Here is a 21,912-nt window from a genome sequence, read left to right as displayed (position 1 = left end):
TGGATTGTTGAGCGCGATGAGTCTGGAATATTAAAGGATTCCTAATGGTTATCCAATCTATAAAAAATATGAATTTGTTTTATTCGATCGATCAGCCTAGAATTCGTCCACTTATTAAAGGTCCGTACTAGCGGACAGCAACTGGAAATAGACGCCGAGGTGACACATGGCTGGTAAAACCCTTTATGACAAATTGTGGGACGCCCACTTAGTCAAGCAACGGGATGATGGGACCGCATTAATCTATATAGACCGTCAATTAGTTCATGAGGTGACTTCACCTCAGGCTTTTGAAGGCCTGCGTATTGCTGGTCGCCCGCTATGGCGCAGCGATGCCAATTTGGCGACGCCAGATCACAATGTTCCCTCCTTAAAATCAGAGCGCGATGGCGGTGTGGCCGGTATTGTTGAAGATATCTCACGTATCCAGGTACAGACACTGGATGATAACTGTGATGAATTTGGTATTACCGAATTTGAAATTAATGATATTCGCCAGGGTATTGTGCATGTTATCGGGCCAGAGCAGGGTGCAACCTTACCCGGTATGACCGTTGTTTGTGGTGATTCCCACACGGCCACCCACGGTGCCCTGGGTGCCCTGGCCCATGGTATTGGTACTTCTGAAGTTGAGCACGCCTTGGCTACTCAGTGCCTGATCCAGAAAAAGATGAAAAATATGCTGGTAAAAGTCGAGGGTGAATTAAACCCCGGCGTTACCCCAAAAGATGTGATTTTGGCGGTTATCGGCGAGATTGGTACCGCAGGCGGTACCGGCCATGCGATTGAATTTGGCGGCAGTGTATTCCGCAATATGTCGATGGAAGGCCGGATGACCGTTTGTAATATGGCTATTGAGGGCGGCGCCCGTATCGGTATGGTGGCGGTTGACCAAACCACCCTGGACTATGTTGAAGGTCGTCCATTCTCACCCAAGGGTGAAGATTGGGATAAGGCCCTTGAGTACTGGAATACCTTGCACAGTGATGACGACGCTGTATTCGACCGTGTGGTTGAGCTGGATGCTGCATCTATCGTTCCACAGGTCACTTGGGGTAACTCCCCTGAAATGGTTACCGGCGTCAACGGTGTTGTACCCAAGCCAGAAGATATTACTGACCCTACCAAGAAAGCCGCCACTGAACGTGCGCTTGAATATATGGGCCTAACCGGAGGTATGTCGATTACCGATATTAAGCTGGACTGTGTCTTTATTGGTTCTTGTACCAACTCCCGGATTGAAGATTTACGTGCCGCCGCTGCTGTTGCCAAAGGCAATACCGTTGCCGATAACGTCAAGCGCGTTTTGGTGGTGCCCGGTTCTGGCCTGGTGAAAGAAATGGCCGAGAAAGAAGGTTTGGATAAAATCTTTTTAGAGGCAGGTATGGAGTGGCGCGAGCCAAGCTGTTCTATGTGTCTGGCTATGAACTCCGATAAATTGGGTGAGGGCGAGCACTGTGCCTCAACCTCAAACAGAAACTTTGAAGGTCGTCAGGGCTTTGGTGGCCGTACCCACCTGGTTAGCCCGGAAATGGCAGCCGCTGCCGCTATCGCCGGACACTTTGTTGATGTCCGTGACGTTATCAACGCCTAATAGAGAGAAGCTACTATGAAAAGTTTTACTACAGTAACAGGTGTTGTGGCGCCAATGGATCGCGCCAATGTCGATACCGATATGATTATGCCCAAGCAGTTTTTAAAATCGATTAAACGTTCAGGTTTTGGTCCGTTTATGTTTGATGAGCTGCGCTACCTGGATGTGGGCGAGCCGGATATGGATTGCACCAACCGTCCGAAGAATCCGGATTTTCCACTTAATTTTGATCGTTATCAGGGTGCAGAGATTTTATTAACCCGTGAGAATTTTGGTTGTGGCTCCAGCCGTGAGCACGCGCCATGGGCGATTGAAGACTACGGCTTCCGGGCTATGATTGCGCCCAGCTTTGCGGATATCTTTTTTAATAACAGTTTTAAAAACGGTTTGTTACCCATTGTATTGGATGCGGCTATCGTTGATGAGTTATTTAAAGAAATGTATGCCACTGAAGGCTATCAGCTAACTGTTGATTTGGAAGCGCAGGTAATTCGTAAACCCAATGGCGACGAAATTCCTTTTGAGGTAGATGCCTTTCGCAAACACTGTTTGTTAAATGGTCTGGATGATATCGGTATTACCTTGCAAGACGCCGATGCCATTCGTGAGTTTGAAACAAAATGGCAGCAAAAAGCGCCTTGGTTATTTGGTGCCGTGCAGTAAGTCGTTGCACAGGTATCACTAACAAAGGAGGCTTAAAGCCTCCTTTGTTGTATTTATTATCTTAGAAATTTATAAACGCATAACATTAAGCGTTTTATTATGCCTGAAGGGTAGGGAGTGACAGAGTGAGTAGAAAAGTTTTAGTTATTTCAGGGGATGGTATTGGTCCTGAAATTACCACTGAAACGCGCAAGGTGTTGGATGTGGTAAATGCGCGTTTTGATTTGGGTATTGAATTTGATGAAGCCTTATTGGGCGGTGCGGCGCTGGATGCAACGGGTATCCCGATGCCGGATGAAACGCTGAGCAAAGCACAGGATTCCGATGCGATTTTATTTGCCGCTATCGGCGGCCCCAAGTGGGATGATGTCGGCCGTGATCTTCGTCCGGAAAAAGGTTTATTACAATTTCGTTCGGCGCTGGAGTTATTTGGTAATTTGCGCCCTGCGATTTTATATCCGCAATTGGCCGATGCTTCTTCGTTGAAGCCAGAAGTGGTTTCCGGTTTGGATATTTTAATTGTCAGGGAATTAACCGGCGGTATTTACTTTGGTGAGCCCCGCGGCATCCGCACGCTGGAAAACGGCGAGCGCGAAGGTTATAACACCTATAAATATAACGAGACAGAAATTCGTCGTATTGGTGCCATGGCTTTTGAAGCGGCCCAGAAACGCGGCGGAAAATTATGCTCCGTTGATAAATCCAATGTGCTGGAAGCGACTATCCTATGGCGCGAAATTATGGAGCAAATGGCACCGGATTATCCCGATGTTGAATTGAGCCATATGTATGTCGACAATGCCGCTATGCAGTTAGTGCGGGCACCTAAGCAGTTTGATGTGGTGGTTACTGGTAATATGTTTGGTGATATCTTATCGGACGCTGCGGCCATGTTAACCGGCTCTATTGGTATGCTGCCTTCAGCGGCGCTGGATAAAAATGGCCGCGGTATGTATGAGCCCTGCCATGGTTCTGCCCCGGATATTGCTGGTGAAGGCAAAGCCAACCCACTGGCAATGATTTTATCCGCCGCCATGATGTTGCGTTACTCGCTGGATGCGGTTGCCGCCGCCGATGCGGTTGAGAAGGCCGTAGGCGATGTATTGGACCAGGGTTTAAGAACCGGTGATATTTATTCCGAAGGCACCCAGTTGGTTAATACCAGTGCTATGGGTGATGCTGTTGCCGCCGCTTTGCAGGCGTAATAAGAATTTAGTTAGAGATAAGTGTTATGAAAAGAGTAGGTTTTGTAGGTTGGCGCGGTATGGTCGGCTCGGTATTGATGGAGCGGATGCTGGCAGAGGGTGATTTTCAGCATATTGAAGAACCGGTATTTTTTACCACCTCCAATGCTGGCGGGCAGGGGCCTGATATCGGTGTCGATATTCCGCCCTTAAAAGACGCCAGTGATATTGATGAATTAAAGACTATGGATGTGATTATCTCCTGCCAGGGTGGCGATTACACCAAGTCGGTATTTCCGGCCCTGCGCAGCGGTGGTTGGGATGGTTATTGGATTGATGCAGCTTCCAGCTTGCGGATGGAGGATGATGCCCTGATTATCCTGGATCCGGTCAATATGGATGTGATCAAAGATGGCCTGGCCGATGGCATAAAGAACTTTATCGGCGGTAACTGTACGGTCAGCTTGATGTTGATGGCGATGGGGGGGCTATTCCGTGAAGGACTGGTGGACTGGGCCTCGGTAATGACTTATCAGGCGGCCAGTGGTGCCGGTGCGCAGAATATGCGTGAGCTGATCAAGCAAATGGGCACTATCGAAGGTGTTGTACTTGATGAGTTGGCTAACCCGGCCAGTGCCATTTTGGATATCGACCGCAAAGTGGCGGCAGCCATGCGCAGTGATGAGTTTCCCTCCGATAACTTTGGTGCGCCACTGGCGGGTAGTCTACTACCGTGGATTGACCGGCAGTTGGATAATGGCCAAAGCCGTGAAGAGTGGAAAGGGCAGGCGGAGACCAATAAGCTGCTGGGCGCTTCATCCATTATCCCCATTGACGGCCTTTGTGTGCGAATTGGCGCTATGCGCTGCCATAGTCAGGCATTAACAGTAAAGCTTAGCCGAGATGTGCCGATGGATGAGATAGAGTCCATATTGGCCGCAGCCAATGACTGGGTGAAAGTAGTGCCTAATGAGCGCGATATCACCCTGCAAGAGCTGACTCCCACCGCTGTAACCGGCTCATTGTCGGTACCTGTGGGGCGTATGCGCAAAATGAATATGGGCCCTGAGTATCTATCGGCTTTTACAGTCGGTGATCAGCTGTTATGGGGGGCTGCGGAGCCCCTGAGACGGATGTTGCGTATTCTTATTGAAGCCTAGGCTTTCCCTTCACGCTAAAATGGGAGCCTCGGTTTCCCTCTCGCATTCGTCGATTTGTGCACCAAGTCTGAAAATGCGGGAAAAGAGGCTTCCAACCCCTCCTTCCCACGGGCTGAATTCTTGCTAAAAAGCTATTTGTAACTAATACTTACGTGAAATAGTAAAAACGTATTCTAGCTTTGATTGCTCGCTGAGTGTTAAGGCCAGATAGCAGTAGCCGGGGTGTAATGCCGCCGGCTATTTGCTGAATGAATGTCTGAATGTCTTATTGATACAGTGACGACAACACATACCCACAGGGTCAAAAAGGGAACGATTATGGTACGTAAGAAGCTTGCGGTTGCGATTGCAGCGATTGGGGTCTTACAGACAAATATGGCAAATGCATTGGGCGTGGGTGACTTCTCACTGTTCTCTGCCTTAAATCAGCCATTGGAGGCAGAAATCCGCCTGCTGAATACGGAGGACCTTGATAATAGCCAGGTGATTATCAAGCTCGCCGGGCCTGAAGATTTCAGCAACGCCGGTATTAGCCGGGACTTCTTTTTAACCAATATCGATTTTAGTGTTGAGCTGGATGGGCAGGGCAATGGGGTGATCAAGGTCACTACCAAAGAGCCTGTTATTGAACCTTACCTTAACTTCCTGATTGAAACCCGCTGGCCCAATGGCCGCCTGTTACGTGAGTATACGGTGCTATTGGATTTGCCGGTATTTAGTGAAAGCACGGCCAAACCGGTAGCAGCCGCAGCATCCTCCAGTGCAGCGCCTGCCCAGGCCGAGTTGCCTCCAGCGGCAGCGACAGCGGCCTCTGTGCCGGTGGTTACCAATAGCAAACCGACCAGCTCGGCTCGCAAGAACTTGCAAGAGGGTGAGTTAAGCCCGGGTGAAAAATACCGTGTTCGCAGTGACGACACTCTATGGGAGATAGCCCTAAAGAGCCGCCCAGGTTCAGGAGTCAGTGTTCAACAGACGATGGTTGGAATTCAGCGGTTAAACCCGCAGGCGTTTATTAATGGCAATATCAATCGCTTAAAAGCCGGCTCAGTACTACGTCTACCTACCGAAAACGATATCTCTGTGTCTGATAAGCAAGCTGTCGGTGAAGTAGCCAACCAGAATCGTTCATGGCGTACCGGTGACGACACCGCTATGCCTACAGCCGATGCGCAATTGGACGCATCCTCGACAGGCTCCAGCGATAACACCTATACAGAGCAGCCGCGTCTATCTATTGCCACCAGCGGTGAAAGTGATAATTCTGCCGCCGGTGAAGGTGAAGGCAGTGGCGGCGCGGGCAGTGTAGCCCTGCAAAGTGAATTAGCGGCCTCAGAAGAGAATCTTGATAAGGTCCAGCGAGACAATGAAGAATTACAGTCGCGGCTGGATGATATGGAAGCCAGAATGGCGACCTTGCAACGTTTGCTGGAACTAAAAGAAGGCCAGTTAGCGGATCTGCAAGATAGTGCCGGCGCTCAGGCTGGCGCAGCTGAAGAGAGCGAAAATGCGGTGGCTGAAGAGGCTGTTGTTGAAGAGCCGGTAGCTGCTAAGCCAGAAGTTAAAGAAGAACCTAAAGCAGAGCCTAAACCAAAACCAGCACCAAAAGCAGAGCCCAGCCTGTTAGAGAATCCTTTGGTGGCGGGTGGAGCAGGTGCTTTATTACTGGCGGCTATTGCGATTGTGCTATTGCGTCGTCGTAAAGCCCAGCAGGAAGCTGAAGAAGAATTTACTATCGACTATACCGAAGAAGAGACCGACTCTTTAGCGGATGTGGCCTTAGATGAAGAGATTGTAGAAGAGGTTGTCGAGACTCCTGAAGTTGATGAAACCGATGACCTGGTTGCCGAGTTGGAGCAGCAAATAGCGGCTGATAATGCAGAGGAGGCTGCCCGAGCAGCTGCCGATGAAACAGAAGCTCCGTTAATAGAGGGTGTTGAACCCCTTGAAGCTGCGGCCCCCGTGGTCGCTGACCCTGCTCCTGCTGTGGCCACCGAAACCGGTGATGCGATTGCCGAAGCCGATATCTATGTTGCCTATGGCCGTTACCAGCAGGCGATTGACCTGCTTCGCTCTGCTCTGGAGCAAGAGCCTGAGCGCAGCGATCTGCATGTAAAACTGCTGGAAGTGTATATCGAAACCCGTGACAAGCCTGGCTTCCAACAGCAGTACCTGGCACTGCAAAGTCTGGGTAATGATGCCGCGACCGGTGAAGTTAAAGAGATGCTTTCCAGTGTTGAGGGTGTGGCTGACTGGTTAAGCGATTTGCCGGGCAATACCAATAACTTTACCGATGAAGATATGGATGCGGACCTGATCGAAGGTTTGCATGCCGCAGCTGATGGTGAAGCCGAGCCTGTTGATGATATTGACCTGGCTGGCGATGATCTTGAGATTGATTTGGACTTGGGTGATATTGATGGTGAGATATCACTGGATGCCACTCAGGAAAGTGATGAGATGTCACTGGACGATTTGGAGTTGGGTGATGACGCTCTGGATTTATCCGAAGAACTTGAATTGGATGAAGATGCCGGCCTTGATTTAGAGTTGGATCTGGATCTGGACGATGACAATAGCGATGAGTTCTCCGAGGGTAAAACCGTACAATTTGATGCGGCTGATTTACAGGCCGAGTTAGCCAAGACGCAAGCGGCATCAGAAGAGGAGTCTCTGGAACTGGATGAATCTTTCGATTTACCCGAAGAGTCTGACCCGTCTGAGAGCGATGGTTTCGACCTTGATCTGGATGATGACCTGGATTTGGAATCCCTCGGTGATGCAGATCTCTCTGATCTCGAGGCTGAGTTTGGTGACAGCCCTGAACTCAGCCCTGAACTACCTGAAGAGAGTAGCGCAGATGAGGTCGACTTGGCCGATGAGGTTGACGATCTGGCCTTTGATTTGGGTGAAGATGATGCTACCGATACACTGGAGCTCGACTCTATCGACCCCGATGCCACGGTTGAATATTCTTTAGATGATGTAGAGCAAGAACTGGCCGCCGGTGACACAGAGGGCAGCCCTGCAGAAGATTCCAGTGCCGAGGAGAGCGAAAGCTTTGATAGCGCAGTAGCGGCAGAAGCCAGCGATGATGATTTTGACTTCCTGGCAGATACTGACGAAGTTGCCACCAAATTAGATTTGGCCCGCGCCTATATCGATATGGGGGATACTGAAGGGGCTAGAGATATTCTGGATGAGGTTCTGCAAGAAGGCAGTGATGAGCAAAAGCAAGAAGCTCAAAGTCTGGCAGAGCGTATCGACTAATCGCAGCTATTATCTGTAGCCACTATTCACTACAATACAGCGCCAGATTGCCAAGCAGTTTGGCGTTTTTTTTTAAATGATGCCTATTAACCTTGTTGCCTGTCGCCAATGAATAAACCTCCCTTTACCGCACAATTTAACCTGGGTGATCGTGTGGCTATGGCTGTTAGCTATGATGGCAGTGCCTTTCATGGTTGGCAGAGTCAGCGCAAGCCGCAAGTCGCTACGGTGCAAGAGGCCTTAGAGCAGGCCTTAAGTAAAATTGCTGATGCGCCGGTTATTGTCCAGTGTGCCGGCAGAACCGATGCCGGTGTTCATGCCAGCCATCAAATTGTGCATTTTGATAGCCCGGCAGAGCGGGGTGAAAAGGCCTGGGTGAGTGGCGGTAATACCCATCTGCCAGCCAATATTGCCATCCATTGGGCCAAGCCTGTCCCCGAGTCCTTCCATGCCCGTTTTTCTGCAACCGCCAGACGCTATCGCTATGTGATTTTAAATTCCCCAGCCCGCTCAGCACTGCTTTCCGGTGGAGTGACCTGGGAGAACCGGCCGCTTGATGAGCAGGCCATGCATCGTGCCGGGCAGTTACTACTGGGCGAGCTGGATTTTACCTCCTATCGAGCCGTGGCCTGTCAGTCACGTACCCCTATGCGCAATGTGCACTTTATTGAAGTGAGTCGATCTGGGGATAGGGTGATGATTGATATTCAGGCCAATGCTTTTCTGCATCATATGGTACGCAATATTGCCGGGGTACTGATCGATATTGGTGCCGGAATCAAACCTGTGCAGTGGGCAGAAGAGGTCTTGCTGGCAAAAGATCGGTCTGCCGCGGCGGTCACAGCGCCCCCTTTTGGTCTTTACCTGGTGGGAGTGACTTACCCTGATCATTTCCAGTTGCCACACTCTGGCCCTGGCCCTTGGTTTTTATCACCCTGAGGCTGGGTATTTAAGCCTCTGCGGGGCAGACAGCACCGTTGGGGTTTGCTAATATAGCGCACCTTAATTGATTGATTATTAAACCACTTTTATCTGTGAAACCCGCCGTGAGTCGCACCCGTATTAAAATATGTGGGATTACCAGCCCCGCTGATGCGCTATTGGCTATTGAAGCCGGCGCCGATGCCATTGGTCTGGTTTTTTATGCGCCCAGTTCACGCTCGGTCACCGTAGCTCAAGCTGCAGAAATATGTGCTGTAATTCCCGCGTTTGTCACCATTGTTGCCTTAACGGTCGATGCTGAACCGGCGCTAATGCAGCAAATCACAACTGAGTTACCCATCGACCTGTTGCAATTTCACGGTAAAGAAAGCCCCGAACAATGTGCCCAAAGTGGTCGCCCCTATATGAAGGCGATTAGAATGAGGCCCGAACTGAACCTGGACGAAGAAATTGCGCGCTTTGCTAATGCTCGCAGTATTTTATTGGATGCTTATCGCAAAGGCGTTCCCGGCGGCACTGGCGAGTCCTTTGACTGGGATTTGATCCCGGCGCAGTACCGCAGTCGTATAGTGTTAGCAGGCGGCTTAACACCGGCTAATATTGTAGCGGCAGTCACACAGGTTAAACCCTATGCCGTGGATGTTAGTGGTGGGGTTGAGGCCTCAGCGGGTAGTAAAGACAACACTAAATTAGTTGAATTTATTGAGGGCGTGCGTCGCGCTGATGCATCCCTTGGTTAAACAGAAGTAATGGTGAAAAGCATATGACAGCAGACAAAACAGTGGATTATTCAGCGGTTCCCGATGAGCAGGGTCGTTATGGCCCCTACGGTGGTCGCTATGTTTCTGAAACCTTAATTTCAGCACTGGACGAATTAGAGGCATCCTATAAAAAGCTTTCGGCTGACCCGGCCTTTCAGGCTGAGTTTGATAAAGATATGGCGCACTATGTGGGCCGGCCTTCGCCGCTGTATCACGCCGAGCGTTGGAGCAAAGAAGTGGGCGGGGCGCAGATCTACCTGAAACGTGAAGATTTAAACCATACCGGTGCCCATAAAGTGAATAACACCATTGGCCAGGCGTTACTGGCGAAGTACTCTGGTAAAAAACGGGTCATTGCAGAAACCGGTGCAGGCCAGCATGGTGTGGCTTCTGCAACCGTTGCCGCTCGATTGGGAATGGAGTGCCAGGTCTTTATGGGTGAGGATGACGTAAAGCGTCAATCACTCAATGTTTACCGTATGAAGCTGTTAGGTGCTGAAGTGATTCCGGTGACCTCCGGTTCTAAAACATTGAAAGATGCCATGAACGAAGCGATGCGTGATTGGGTGACCAATGTAGATGATACGTTTTATATTATTGGCACCGTTGCCGGTCCACATCCTTATCCGCAATTAGTGCGTGACTTCCAGTCGATTATTGGCCGTGAAGCCAGGGCGCAGCATCTGGAAATGACCGGTAAATTGCCCGATGCTTTAGTCGCCTGTGTAGGGGGTGGTTCTAACGCCATTGGTTTATTTCATCCGTTTTTAGAGGATGCTGACGTCACCATGTACGGCGTTGAAGCGGGTGGTCATGGTGTTGAGACTGGCCAGCATGCTGCGCCACTGAGTGCCGGTGAGCCAGGTATTCTCCATGGCAATCGTACCTATCTGATGCAGGACGAAGATGGTCAAATCAGTCATACCCACTCAGTGTCAGCCGGTTTGGATTACCCCGGCGTGGGGCCTGAGCACTCCTGGTTAAAAGATATTGACCGGGTTAATTATGTTGCGATCAATGATGACGAAGCGCTGCATGCTTTCCGCCAATTAACCCTGATTGAGGGTATAATGCCGGCGCTGGAATCCAGCCATGCTTTGGCCTATGCCGAAAAACTGGCAAAAACCATGAGTCCGGATCAAAGTATTGTGGTCAATCTATCGGGCCGTGGTGATAAAGATATTCACACCGTTGCTGCGTTGGATGGCATTACAGTTTAGTAACCGCTACAACATTGAAATAAAAAAGTAAGAGGACAACACCTTGAGTCGTATTACTGCTTGTATGCAAGCATTGGAAAAACAAGGCCGTAAAGCACTGATACCCTATATTGTTGCCGGTGATCCTGCACCTGATTTTACCGTGGCGATGATGCACCAATTGGTCAAAAGTGGCTCCGATATTATTGAATTGGGTGTGCCTTTTTCTGACCCTATGGCGGAAGGCCCAGTGATTCAGTTAGCTCATGAGCGAGCTCTTGAGCACCATGTAAGCCTGACTAACATTTTGGCGATGGTTAAAGAGTTTCGTCAGCAGGATCAAACAACTCCCGTGGTATTGATGGGGTATGCCAACCCAGTGATGAAAATGGGTTTTGATCATTTTGCCAATGCGGCGCTTGAGTCGGGTGTCGATGGTTTACTCACCGTCGACCTGCCCCCGGAAGAAGCTGATGAGCTGAATGCCGCTTTAAAGCGGGTAGATATTGATAGTATTTTCCTGATCGCACCTACCACCACAGAAGAGCGTATTAAGAGTATCGCCAGCCTGGCCACCGGCTATTTGTACTATGTCTCTTTAAAAGGTGTTACCGGAGCCGGGCATTTGGATATTAATTCGGTGCAGGAAAAACTGACGCAGATAAAGGCAATTACTGACTTACCTGTGGCGGTAGGTTTTGGCATCAAAGATAATGACTCCGCTGTCTCCATCAGTCGTCTGGCTGAGGGTGTCGTAGTGGGTAGCGCTTTGGTCAATAAGGTGATTGAGCTTAATGCGGCGGGCGGTGATAATATTGCCGAGCAGTCCGCTGCGTTGATTGATGGGATGCGTAAAGCCATGGATGCTGCTTAATCCTGCGCATCTGCTAATTTATAGCTACTATTTAGACTTATTAGAATACTTAAACTTATTAGAATACAGGAAAACCCCAATGAGCTGGCTAGATAAAATACTTCCAACCCTTGGTAAAACGGAACAGCAGGATCGCCGCGCCAGTGTGCCAGAAGGTTTGTGGAAAAAGTGCGTCAAGTGCGAGGCAGTACTCTATCGTCCAGAATTGGAAAAAAATCTCGATGTTTGCCCCAAGTGTGAACATCATATGCGGGTCGGTGCCCGTCGTCGTATTGACAGCTTTTTAGATGAGTCGGGCAGGGAAGAAGTATTTAGCGATATTGAACCTATCGATCGCCTGAAATTTAAAGACAAGAAAAAATACAAAGACCGTTTATCCGCTGCTCAAAAAAGCACTGGTGAAAAAGACGCGCTGATTGCAATGCGCGGTACCGTTAAAGGTATGCCTATTGTGGTTGTTGCTTTTGAGTTTAATTTTCACGGTGGCTCAATGGGTTATGCGGTAGGTGAGAAATTTACTCAGGCGGCTAATTTAGCCATGCAGGAAAATATTCCCTTTGTCTGTTTCTCTGCGTCCGGGGGTGCCCGTATGCAAGAGGCGCTGATCTCGTTAATGCAGATGGCCAAAACCAGTGCGGTGCTTGAGCGTCTAAAACAAAAAGGCGTGCCGTATATTTCAGTAATGACTGACCCGATTTATGGTGGGGTTTCCGCCAGCCTTGCTCTATTAGGTGATATCAATGTTGCCGAGCCTGCTGCTCGTGCCGGTTTTGCGGGCCCTAATATTATTGAGCAAACTATTCGTCAGAAATTACCTCCGGGTTTCCAACGCAGTGAGTTTTTATTGGAGCACGGAGCGATTGATATGATTATTCATCGTAAGGATATGCGGGATACCTTATCCAGTATTCTTTCCAAACTGACCCATCGTCCAGCCGCCTAAATGCGTTTTGACCAACTGCAGGACTGGCTCGAATGGCAAGAGTCCTGCCACCCCAGCGAAATAGAGCTAGGCCTTGAGCGCGTTGCCAGCGTTGCTCAAGCCATGGCTATTTCACTGACCGATTGCCAGGTGATTACCGTTGCCGGTACCAATGGCAAAGGCTCCTGCGTCGCAACCCTTAATGCTTTATTGCTCAGTGCGGGATACCGTGTGGGCTGTTATACCTCTCCGCATTTTATTCATTATAACGAGCGCGTTATGCTTAATGGCGTAGCAGTCTCGGACCGGGCCCTGATGGAATCGTTCCAGCGTATTGATGATGCCAGAGCCGATACGTCACTCACCTATTTTGAATTCGGGACTTTGGCCGCTCTGGATATCTTTGAACGCAGTGCTTTGGATGTGGTGGTGCTTGAAGTGGGTTTGGGGGGGCGGCTGGATGCCGTCAATATTATTGATGCAGATATTGCCGTAGTGACCAGTATTGATGTGGACCATCAGGATTGGCTGGGTTCAGACCGTGAGCAAATTGGCCGTGAGAAAGCGGGGGTGTTTCGTGCCAATAAACCCGCTATCTCTGCCGGTCTAACACCGCCGCAATCACTTCGTCAGGCAGCGCAGGCGTGTGGTGCGGAGTTTTATCAGGCGGGCGAATCGTTTGTTATTGAGCAGGGCCGCTGGGCAGGCCTTGATAAAGTGGGGCAATCGCTTGAGCGGGTATTGCCAGAGCTCAAATTACCCGCAGAAAGTGTAGCGGCAGCCATTCAAGCTATCTATCTATTACCGTTATCCACGACAGCCATAGACTTTACCACCCTTGCCACTGTGCAATTGCCGGGTCGCTTCCAGACAATTATGGCAGATGATAAGCAACTTATTCTCGATGTCGCCCATAATCCTGCTGCAGCCAGCTACTTATCCCAGCGGCTACAAAAGCTGCCCTGTAAGGGACGTACCTTTTCCTTACTGTCGGTGATGAAAGACAAGGACCTGGTCGGTATTGTTACTGCCTTGCGTGAGGATATTGATGTCTGGTGTATTGCTGACCAGCCTGATAATGCCCGCTCAATGCCTGCCGATAACATCGTGGCAATACTGGAGCAGCAGGGTGCAGCGGCAATCAGTCAGTACCGTACTATTGGTCTGGCCTATCAGGAGATATTGGCCCAAATGGAGCCCGTTGATCGCCTGGTGGTGTTTGGTTCGTTTTTTACTGTTGCAGAGGTGTTACAGCTTCAGGCTGATTCAAGTAAACTATGCTAATGATGATGGTGTTAGCTGTGGCAATTTTAAGTGTGGGTTAACTACGAGTTAACTCTGATAAAAATGATAAGAGATTAAAGAATGAACGATGGTTTTAAACAGCGACTGGTTGGCGCTATCGTATTATTGGCCATTGCCTTGATACTCTGGCCGGTTATCTTTACTGATCCCAATGCTATCGTCATGGATCGTACCAGCCAGATACCTCCGACCCCGGCTTTTGAAGAATACCCCGTTGCCAAGCCAGTCAGGCCACAAAACATAACACCTGTTGTAAAGCCCAAGCCTGAACCCGTGGCAGCGGTGACAGAAAAGCCTAAACCCAAAGAGCAGGCCAAGCCCAAAGCTAAAGCCAAGCCTAAATTGGCTGGTACGGGTTTACCTGAGTCCTGGGTATTACAAGTAGCCAGTTTCACACAGCCTAAAAAAGCGGATGAACTTAAGCAGGCATTGCAGAAGCAGGGTTATAAAGCCTATAGCAGATCGGTTTCGACCAAAGAGGGTAAGTCTACCCGAGTCTATATTGGCCCGCGCTTTAGTAAGGATGAATTTACCAAAGATAAAACCCGCATCGACAAGGCCTATCAGGTCAAGTCGATGGTGGTCAGGTTTGAGCAGTAAGCGGGTAACAAAATACTATGGTCACCCTTAAGCCTCTGGTAGAATTCGCGCTGCAAGAAACAGAGCAAACACAATGGTAATGAATTGGGCAGATTGGACCATCGTTGGTATTCTGGCGATATCCAGTTTAATCAGTATAAAGCGGGGGTTTGTCAAAGAGGCCATATCGCTGGCGATATGGGGTATAGCGTTCTTTGTATCAGTGGCTTTTCACGAACGCATGGCAACCCTGTTGCAGGTCTCCGTTGAATCCGCTTCGCTCAGGTATCTGTTATCCTTTGTTGCCCTGTTTGCAGCCACCTTTGTGGTTGGCTCAATGGTTAAGTACTTGATTGGTGAGTTAGTTAAAATGACGGGCCTTAGTGGTACCGATCGTTTGTTCGGTATGGCCTTCGGCTTGGCGCGGGGAGTGATTGTTATTATGGCCCTGTTGATACTGCTACCTATGGCCTTTCCGGTGAATCAGGATAGTTGGTGGCAGCAATCCATACTGATTCCACAGTTTTTGTTGATCGAGCAATGGTGCAAAGATACCTTTACGTTATTGTTAGATGTATTTGGGCGTTTAATGCCCTGACTTTTCTGAGGAACAGAAAAGCCAATAGTGAGGGATTCGACAGGTGTTGCTCGGTGGCATGATGGCCATAAGCAATACACACTTTAAGCTTTTACAGCTTTGTGAGGTTTGATCGATGTGCGGCATTGTCGGCATAGTAGCTAAGTCCAATGTAAATCAAGATCTCTATGATGCCTTAACGGTATTGCAACACCGCGGTCAGGATGCGGCGGGGATTGTCACCTGTGATAATGGTCGCCTTAACCAGCGTAAAGGCAATGGCCTGGCCAAAGACGTTTTCCACACCCGCCATATGCAACGGCTTACCGGCAATATTGGCGTAGGGCATGTGCGCTATCCAACTGCTGGTAGTTCCAGTCCTGCTCTGGCACAGCCTTTTTATGTTAATTCACCTTACGGTATTAGTCTTGCCCATAATGGCAATCTCACCAATGCCGAAGAACTAAGCAAAGAGATATTCCAGACTGACCTGCGTCATCTGAATACCGATTCAGACTCAGAGGTGTTACTGAATATCTTTGCACACGAACTACAAAAGCTGGGTAAGTTGGCTCCCTCAGCCGAAGATGTGTTTACCGCTGTAAGCGGTGTGCATGCCCGTTGTCGTGGTGGCTATGGTGCGATTGCCATGGTGGCCAATTATGGCATCGTTGGCTTTCGTGATCCCAATGGCATTCGCCCTATGGTGTTTGGTTCGCGGGAGAGCGAGGCCGGTACTGAATATATGATTGCCTCCGAGAGTGTTGCTCTCGATGGTTTGGGTTTTAAATTGCTAAGAGATATTGCGCCGGGTGAAGCGGTTTATATCGATATGGATGGCAATCTGGAGTCCCGTCAATGTGCGGCAGAAGCGAAAGCATCGCCCTGTATTTTTGAGCATGTTTATTTTGCTCGCCCTGATTCTATTATGGATGGTGTTTCGGTGTATAAGTCCCGTTTGCGCCAGGGAGAGAAATTAGCGGCTAAAGTGTTGGCTTTGCGCCCGGATCACGATATTGATGTGGTGGTGCCCATTCCGGATTCCAGTCGCATTGCCGGCCAGTCAATGGCCCATAAACTCGGGGTGAAATTCCGTGAAGGTCTGGTTAAAAACCGTTATATCGGTAGAACCTTTATTATGCCCGGCCAAAGTCAGCGCAAAAAATCCGTCAAACAGAAGCTCAATACCATTGGTTTGGAATTTAAAGACAAAAACGTCATGTTGGTCGATGACTCGATTGTGCGCGGCACGACATGTCGGCAAATTATAGAAATGGCCCGTGATGCCGGTGCGGCAAAAGTCTATTTTGCCTCTGCCGCACCGCCGGTCAGATACCCCAATGTCTACGGGATCGATATGCCCGCGGCGGATGAATTGATTGCCCATGGCCGCAGTGAGCAGGAAGTCTGTGACCTGATTGGTGCTGACTGGCTGGTGTATCAGGACCTTGATGATCTGGTAGCCAGTTCTGCTGAAGGTAATCAGGAAATCACCCAGTTTGACTGCTCCGTATTTAATGGCGAGTATATTACCGGTGATATCGATGATCAGTATCTGGATAGAATAGCCGCTGCGCGCAATGATAAGTCGAAATCACTGCAAGCAGAAACTGAAGATGGTGCAGGTATTGCCTTACATAATGACGATGCCTCGTAAATAAGCACAGAGAAACTACGCCATGTCTGAAAAAGATCGTGAACGCAGAGCCGCATTAAGCGATGCCCGTATTGATACACTGGCCATTCGGGCAGGTCAAATGCGTACCGGTGAAGGTGAAAATTCAGAGCCCATTTATCCCACCTCAAGCTATGTGTTTGACAGTGCCGAACAGGCTGCCAGGCGTTTTTCCGGTGAGGAATCTGGCAATGTCTATTCCCGCTATACCAATCCGACAGTACGTAACTTTGAAGAGCGTATTGCGGCAATGGAGGGCGGCGAGGCGGCGGTAGCAACAGCGTCAGGTATGGCCGCTATTTTAAGTACCTGTATGTCACTGCTGCAAGCCGGTGACCATGTGGTGTGTTCCCGCAATGTGTTTGGTACAACAACCAACTTGTTCTTAAAATATCTGTGCAAATTTGGCCTTGAAGTCAGCTTTGTCGATTTGGTGAATCTGGAAGATTGGTCCCAGGCGATTCAAGCCAATACCAAAATGTTGTTTTGTGAAACGCCTTCAAACCCCATCTGTGAGGTGGCTGATTTGGCTGCTTTATCCGCGTTGGCCAAGCAGCATGATTGCTTATTTGTGGTGGATAATTGTTTTTGTACACCGGCCTTACAAAAGCCTTTAGAGTTTGGTGCTGACTTGGTAATTCACTCCGCTACCAAATACCTGGATGGCCAGGGTCGCTGTGTCGGTGGCTGTGTCGTTGGGCGCAGAGAGCTAACCGATGAAGTGGTGGGCTTTCTCCGTACCTGTGGCCCGACCATGAGTGCTTTTAACGCCTGGGTATTTTTAAAAGGTCTTGAAACCTTGCGCCTGCGGATGGATGCCCATAGCAGCAATGCTATGGCGCTAGCCTTGTGGCTGGAGCAGCAGCAAGGTATCGATAAGGTCTATTACGCAGGTTTAGATTCCCACCCCGGTAAACCGTTGGCGACCAAGCAGCAGCGTGCTTACGGTGGTGTCTTGTCATTTTGTGTTAGCGGCGACAAGGCAGCAGCATGGCGCTTTATTGATGCCACCTGTATCTGCTCACTCACGGCTAACCTCGGTGATGTAAAAACCACTATTGTGCATCCGGCCACCACCACTCATGGGCGTTTGACCGATGAGCAGCGTGCCGCTGCCAATATTAGTGACAACCTGATTCGTGTCGCTGTTGGCCTTGAAGATATCGAAGACCTTAAAATCGATATGCAGCGCGGCCTGGCAGCGCTTTAAGCACCGAGCAAACTCCCTCCCTCTGTTAATATCAGTGCTACACTAGGTGTGGCGCTGAATTCTAATATGGAAACAAGGTATGCAAAAGCAAATTGATCGCGCGGTCGCTGAGGTGAGCACCGTATTACTGGGCAAAGAAGTACAAGTACGTTTGGCGCTATGCTGCCTGATAGCCAAAGGTCATTTGCTCATAGAAGACTTACCCGGCATGGGTAAAACGACCTTGTCTAACGCCTTGGCTAAAGTACTGGGGCTTGAGTATAAGCGAGTGCAGTTTACCAGCGATTTATTGCCCGCGGATATTTTAGGGGTTTCGATTTTTAATCGCGACTCAGCGCAGTTTCAGTTTATTCCCGGCCCGGTGTTTACCCAGGTTTTACTCGCCGATGAAATAAACCGAACCACACCAAAGTCACAAAGTGCCTTGCTGGAAGCTATGGAAGAAGGGCAGGTCACCATCGAGGGAGAGACGCGGGAATTACCCGCGCCTTTTTTTGTTATTGCCACGCAAAACCCTTCCAGTCAATCAGGTACCTATCCATTGCCTGAATCTCAGCTAGACCGTTTTCTAATGCGTTTATCACTGGGTTACCCTGATCGTGAGGCAGAGCGAAAATTACTGTTAGGGGAAGATAGCCGCCGCAAGTTGGCGCGTTTGCAGCAGGTGATGACCACTCAGGAGTTAGTGGCAATCCAGCGTGCAGTAGAAGATATCCATTGCTCGGATAGTCTGATCGATTATGTTCAGCGCCTGGTTGAGTATAGTCGTACCCAGGCCGATTTAAGTTGTGGTCTTTCACCCCGTGGTGCCTTGGCACTGCTGCGCTGTGCAAAAACCTGGGCGTTAATGTTAGGCCGCGGTCATGTGGTGCCGGAAGATATCCAAATGGTATTGCCTTCGGTGGTTGAGCACCGGCTTAACACATCCGTAGATTATAAGTCCGGCAGTCATGGCATATCGCAACAGTTATTAGAGCAAGTGGCCGTGATTGTCTAAGAGTGATCAAGCGATGCCAAGCGCTATTAATCAGATTATAAAATCACGTTTTAAACGCTGGCTGGATCGACGGATCCCCGCCACACGTTCTATTACGCTGGATCAAAAGCGCATTTTTATTTTTCCTTCCCGCCCTGGACGTTGGTTTATTGTGCTGCTAATCGTTATGTTGATTGCAGCGATTAACTATCAAAACAATATGGCCTTTGCGCTGGTGTTTCTTTTATCCAGTGTGTTTATTGTCAGCATCCTGCATACCTATGCTAATTTGTCGGGTTTAACCATAACCGCTGTGCGCTCGGCCCCTGTCTTTGTCGGTGATAATGCTGAATTATTATTACAGTTGCAGCGTCAGGGTGATAAAGACTATTTTGATATTGATATATCGTGGCCGCTAAGCGACGTGCGCTCGGTTACCTTGTCCGATAGCGGTGAAAAAACCTTTGGCCTGCATCTACCGATGCAGCAGCGGGGTTGGTTTAAACCGGATCGGTTATTAATAGAAACGTTTTACCCCGTGGGTTTATTGCGGGCCTGGACTTGGTTGGCATTAGACTTTGACGTGTTAGTCTACCCGCGGCCGCTGGCCTGTAAAATGGAATCTTTTAACAGTAGCAAAAGTGGTGATGACGACGGTGAGGTGATTGCGAAAGCGGGCAGTGATGACTTCTATCAGTTTCAACCCTATCGTCCCGGTGACTCCCTCAAACATGCCTTTTGGAAAAGTTATGCCAAAGGACAAGACCTGCAAACTAAAGAGTTTGCCGCTTATCGTGAACAAAGTCTGTGGTTAGAGTGGGATGATGTTAGCGGTGATCTGGAGCAGCGTCTATCCAAGCTCTGCTACTGGGTATTGACTCTGGAAAATAGCAATGACGAATATGGCCTGCGTATACCCGGAGTTGAAATTACGCCGGGTCATGGTCAAGTGCATCAGGAGGCGGTATTAAAGGCGCTGGCTTTATACCGCTGGGAAGGAGATGCGTCGTGAGTATTTCCTGGCAAATTCCGCGTAACTGTCTGGCCTGGATTCTGGTGTCACAGTTGGTGCTGCTGGTTCCCCATGCAGAACGCTTGCCCTGGTGGGTACTGGCTGCCTATGTAGTCTGCACATTATGGCGAATTATGGTCTATCAGGGCCGTTGGTCGTTTCCACCCAAGTCGGTCAAAGTTTTATTATCCTTGCTCTGCTTTGTGGGGATCTATCGTAGCTACGGCACTATGATTGGTTTGGAGCCTACCGTTGCCTTACTGTTTTCCGGGTTTTGTTTAAAGTTGCTGGAAGTGGTTAATAAGCGCGATGTGTATGTCATTATCTTTCTGGCCTATTTTGCAGCGCTAACTCAGTTTTTATTCTCGCAGGATTTTTTGGTCAGTGTCTTAATATTCGCTACTCTGTTACTGATTACGACATCGTTAATAGCATTGCATCAGCACAGCTATGCGCGTTTAAACAGTATTAGTCTACGTAAAGCAGCGCTGATTTTTATGCAGGCAGTACCCTTAATGTTAGTGCTGTTTGTGGTTTTTCCGCGTTTTGAACCGCTGTGGAAAGTGCCGTTGCCTTCTCATCAGGCAAAAACCGGTGTCAGTGATTCGGTCTCACCCGGTGATATTTCTAATCTCAGTCAAAGTGGTGAGTTGGCATTTCGTGTAGTTTTTGAAGAGGCTATTCCTCCCCGAGGCCAACTGTATTGGCGGGGTTTAGTGTTGTCTGAATTTGATGGTCGGACATGGCGTCAGGGGGAATCGAAAAAGGACTTTATGACACAGCCGCAGACCGATGATGTGCTGCGACAGTTAAAACAACCCTTGCGCTATAGTGTGATACAGGAGCCCAGCTACCAGCCTTGGTTATTTTCACTGGCACTGGCCTATAGCAGTAACAAAAATATTCTGGCAGTGAATGACTATCGCTTGGTGTATAACGATGATATTCATACTCGAATAAAATACGATATTAGCTCGGACCCCAAGGCAAAGATTCAATTAGATCTGGATAGACGTACACGCACGTTTGAAACTCAGTTGCCCAAAGGGTTTAACCCACAGACTCAGCTTTATGCTCAGGACTTATTCAGGCAATCAGCGGATGTTAGGGATTATATTCGCCGTATCCTGCGCAAGTTTCGTCAGGAGGAATATATTTATACCCTAAAGCCGCCGGCTTTGGGCAAGCATACCGTTGATGAGTTTTTGTTTGATACCCGCCGTGGCTTTTGCAGCCATTATGCCAGTAGCTTTGTGGTGTTAATGCGCGCAGCAGGTATTCCTGCCCGCATGGTTGCCGGTTATCAAGGGGGCGAGATAAGTCCGATTACCGGGACGGTATTGGTGCATCAGTTTGATGCGCATGGTTGGGCAGAGGTGTGGCTTGAAGGGGAGGGCTGGGTACGCTTTGACCCTACCGCAGCGGTTTCACCTGATCGTATTGAATATGGTTTGGAGCGGGCAATGCAGCAGGAGGGTAGCTTTTTATCCGATGCCCCTCTATCGCCGTTGCGTTACCGCGATGTGGCCTGGCTCAATAAAATACGCTTTCAGATGGATGCTTTTAGTTTTTATTGGTCTAGTTGGGTGTTGCAATATAAGGGGCAAAAGCAGTCTCAGGTGTTGCAAAAACTATTGGGGGAGGTGAGCCCCTGGCGTGTCGCCCTGTTAATTTTAGGTGTGGGTGGTATTGTCTTATTGTTTGTTGCCGCGGATTTATTGAAGGGCCGCAGCAGGCCAAAGCCAGCCAAAGAAGTGCAGATTTATTTAAATGTCTGCAAGCGTCTTGAACGAGCTGGCTATAAGCGCTTGGCGGATGAAGGCGCTATCGATTTTGCCAAGCGTGTTGCTGAATCAGATCCAAGCTGGAAGGCACATTTATTAGCTTGCACCCGTGCGTTTGTGACCTTGAATTATGAGCCATTACCACCGGATCAGCGCAAGGCGGTTTTAAAGCAGTTAAGAAGCGAATCATTGCGCTTAAGTTATTTGCTGACATTGCGTTCCACATAA

Annotated in this window: 18 protein-coding genes; all 18 read left to right on the top strand. The window is 49.2% G+C overall.

From position 1 onward, the window contains the following. Positions 1–166 precede the first annotated feature (166 nt). The gene (gene leuC, locus BST96_RS18615; RefSeq protein ID WP_085760132.1) at positions 167–1,594 is read left to right on the top strand and encodes a 3-isopropylmalate dehydratase large subunit; all 1,428 of its coding nucleotides are present in this window, start codon (positions 167–169) and stop codon (positions 1,592–1,594) included. A 15-nt stretch (positions 1,595–1,609) separates the two neighbouring features. Further along, positions 1,610–2,257 carry a 3-isopropylmalate dehydratase small subunit gene (gene leuD / locus BST96_RS18610; RefSeq protein ID WP_085760131.1) on the top strand — a complete coding sequence of 216 codons (648 nt, stop codon included), beginning with the start codon at positions 1,610–1,612 and terminating at the stop codon, positions 2,255–2,257. Between the two features lie 125 nt (positions 2,258–2,382). Then, positions 2,383–3,462 (top strand): 3-isopropylmalate dehydrogenase, encoded by a 1,080-nt coding sequence (gene leuB, locus BST96_RS18605; protein WP_085760130.1) that lies wholly within the window; start codon positions 2,383–2,385, stop codon positions 3,460–3,462. Between the two features lie 26 nt (positions 3,463–3,488). After that, positions 3,489–4,601, top strand: coding sequence for an aspartate-semialdehyde dehydrogenase (gene asd, locus BST96_RS18600; protein ID WP_085760129.1), 1,113 nt, complete (start codon positions 3,489–3,491; stop codon positions 4,599–4,601). Positions 4,602–4,919: 318 nt separating this feature from the next. Next, positions 4,920–7,868 (top strand): motility hub landmark protein FimV, encoded by a 2,949-nt coding sequence (locus BST96_RS18595; protein ID WP_169714041.1) that lies wholly within the window; start codon positions 4,920–4,922, stop codon positions 7,866–7,868. A 108-nt stretch (positions 7,869–7,976) separates the two neighbouring features. Then, on the top strand, positions 7,977–8,807 hold the full coding sequence (gene truA, locus BST96_RS18590) for a tRNA pseudouridine(38-40) synthase TruA (RefSeq protein WP_085760127.1): 831 nt from the start codon (positions 7,977–7,979) through the stop codon (positions 8,805–8,807). Between the two features lie 107 nt (positions 8,808–8,914). After that, on the top strand, positions 8,915–9,550 hold the full coding sequence (locus BST96_RS18585) for a phosphoribosylanthranilate isomerase (RefSeq protein ID WP_085760599.1): 636 nt from the start codon (positions 8,915–8,917) through the stop codon (positions 9,548–9,550). Positions 9,551–9,573: 23 nt separating this feature from the next. Next, on the top strand, positions 9,574–10,791 hold the full coding sequence (gene trpB, locus BST96_RS18580) for a tryptophan synthase subunit beta (protein ID WP_085760126.1): 1,218 nt from the start codon (positions 9,574–9,576) through the stop codon (positions 10,789–10,791). 43 nt (positions 10,792–10,834) lie between these two features. Next, a complete protein-coding gene (gene trpA, locus BST96_RS18575; RefSeq protein WP_085760125.1) occupies positions 10,835–11,644 on the top strand; it encodes a tryptophan synthase subunit alpha in 810 nt (269 codons plus the stop codon). 79 nt (positions 11,645–11,723) lie between these two features. Further along, a complete protein-coding gene (accD, locus tag BST96_RS18570) occupies positions 11,724–12,587 on the top strand; it encodes an acetyl-CoA carboxylase, carboxyltransferase subunit beta (protein WP_085760124.1) in 864 nt (287 codons plus the stop codon). Beyond that, the gene (gene folC, locus BST96_RS18565) at positions 12,588–13,850 is read left to right on the top strand and encodes a bifunctional tetrahydrofolate synthase/dihydrofolate synthase (protein WP_085760123.1); all 1,263 of its coding nucleotides are present in this window, start codon (positions 12,588–12,590) and stop codon (positions 13,848–13,850) included. An 81-nt stretch (positions 13,851–13,931) separates the two neighbouring features. Continuing rightward, positions 13,932–14,471 (top strand): SPOR domain-containing protein, encoded by a 540-nt coding sequence (locus tag BST96_RS21340; RefSeq protein ID WP_085760122.1) that lies wholly within the window; start codon positions 13,932–13,934, stop codon positions 14,469–14,471. 79 nt (positions 14,472–14,550) lie between these two features. Beyond that, positions 14,551–15,048, top strand: a complete 498-nt coding sequence (locus tag BST96_RS18555; protein ID WP_085760598.1) for a CvpA family protein — start codon at positions 14,551–14,553, stop codon at positions 15,046–15,048. Between the two features lie 115 nt (positions 15,049–15,163). Further along, a complete protein-coding gene (gene purF, locus BST96_RS18550; RefSeq protein WP_085760121.1) occupies positions 15,164–16,684 on the top strand; it encodes an amidophosphoribosyltransferase in 1,521 nt (506 codons plus the stop codon). Between the two features lie 22 nt (positions 16,685–16,706). Continuing rightward, complete coding sequence (locus BST96_RS18545; protein WP_085760120.1) at positions 16,707–17,912, top strand: O-succinylhomoserine sulfhydrylase; 1,206 nt, start codon at positions 16,707–16,709, stop codon at positions 17,910–17,912. Between the two features lie 79 nt (positions 17,913–17,991). Further along, complete coding sequence (locus BST96_RS18540; protein ID WP_085760119.1) at positions 17,992–18,909, top strand: AAA family ATPase; 918 nt, start codon at positions 17,992–17,994, stop codon at positions 18,907–18,909. Further along, entirely contained in the window at positions 18,902–19,900 is a 999-nt protein-coding gene (locus BST96_RS18535; RefSeq protein WP_206045365.1) for a DUF58 domain-containing protein, read from the top strand. Before BST96_RS18540 ends, BST96_RS18535 begins: the two co-directional genes overlap by 8 nt. Further along, the gene (locus BST96_RS18530; protein WP_085760117.1) at positions 19,897–21,912 is read left to right on the top strand and encodes a transglutaminase TgpA family protein; all 2,016 of its coding nucleotides are present in this window, start codon (positions 19,897–19,899) and stop codon (positions 21,910–21,912) included. The genes BST96_RS18535 and BST96_RS18530 overlap by 4 nt, the downstream gene beginning before the upstream one ends.

Origin of the sequence: Oceanicoccus sagamiensis (genome assembly GCF_002117105.1) — a bacterium.
GTDB classification, from domain to species: Bacteria; Pseudomonadota; Gammaproteobacteria; order Pseudomonadales; family Dasaniaceae; genus Oceanicoccus; species Oceanicoccus sagamiensis.
The sequence above is the reverse complement of the archived record's forward strand: the minus strand, read 5'-3'. Positions and strand labels throughout refer to the sequence as shown.

Coding starts and splice junctions, on each gene's coding strand:
- leuC (WP_085760132.1), top strand. CDS start 167: ATGGCTGGTAAAACCCTTTATGACAAATTGTGGGACGCCCACTTAGTC.
- leuD (WP_085760131.1), top strand. CDS start 1,610: ATGAAAAGTTTTACTACAGTAACAGGTGTTGTGGCGCCAATGGATCGC.
- asd (WP_085760129.1), top strand. CDS start 3,489: ATGAAAAGAGTAGGTTTTGTAGGTTGGCGCGGTATGGTCGGCTCGGTA.
- BST96_RS18595 (WP_169714041.1), top strand. CDS start 4,920: ATGGTACGTAAGAAGCTTGCGGTTGCGATTGCAGCGATTGGGGTCTTA.
- truA (WP_085760127.1), top strand. CDS start 7,977: ATGAATAAACCTCCCTTTACCGCACAATTTAACCTGGGTGATCGTGTG.
- trpB (WP_085760126.1), top strand. CDS start 9,574: ATGACAGCAGACAAAACAGTGGATTATTCAGCGGTTCCCGATGAGCAG.
- accD (WP_085760124.1), top strand. CDS start 11,724: ATGAGCTGGCTAGATAAAATACTTCCAACCCTTGGTAAAACGGAACAG.
- folC (WP_085760123.1), top strand. CDS start 12,588: ATGCGTTTTGACCAACTGCAGGACTGGCTCGAATGGCAAGAGTCCTGC.
- BST96_RS21340 (WP_085760122.1), top strand. CDS start 13,932: ATGAACGATGGTTTTAAACAGCGACTGGTTGGCGCTATCGTATTATTG.
- BST96_RS18555 (WP_085760598.1), top strand. CDS start 14,551: ATGAATTGGGCAGATTGGACCATCGTTGGTATTCTGGCGATATCCAGT.
- purF (WP_085760121.1), top strand. CDS start 15,164: ATGTGCGGCATTGTCGGCATAGTAGCTAAGTCCAATGTAAATCAAGAT.
- BST96_RS18545 (WP_085760120.1), top strand. CDS start 16,707: ATGTCTGAAAAAGATCGTGAACGCAGAGCCGCATTAAGCGATGCCCGT.
- BST96_RS18540 (WP_085760119.1), top strand. CDS start 17,992: ATGCAAAAGCAAATTGATCGCGCGGTCGCTGAGGTGAGCACCGTATTA.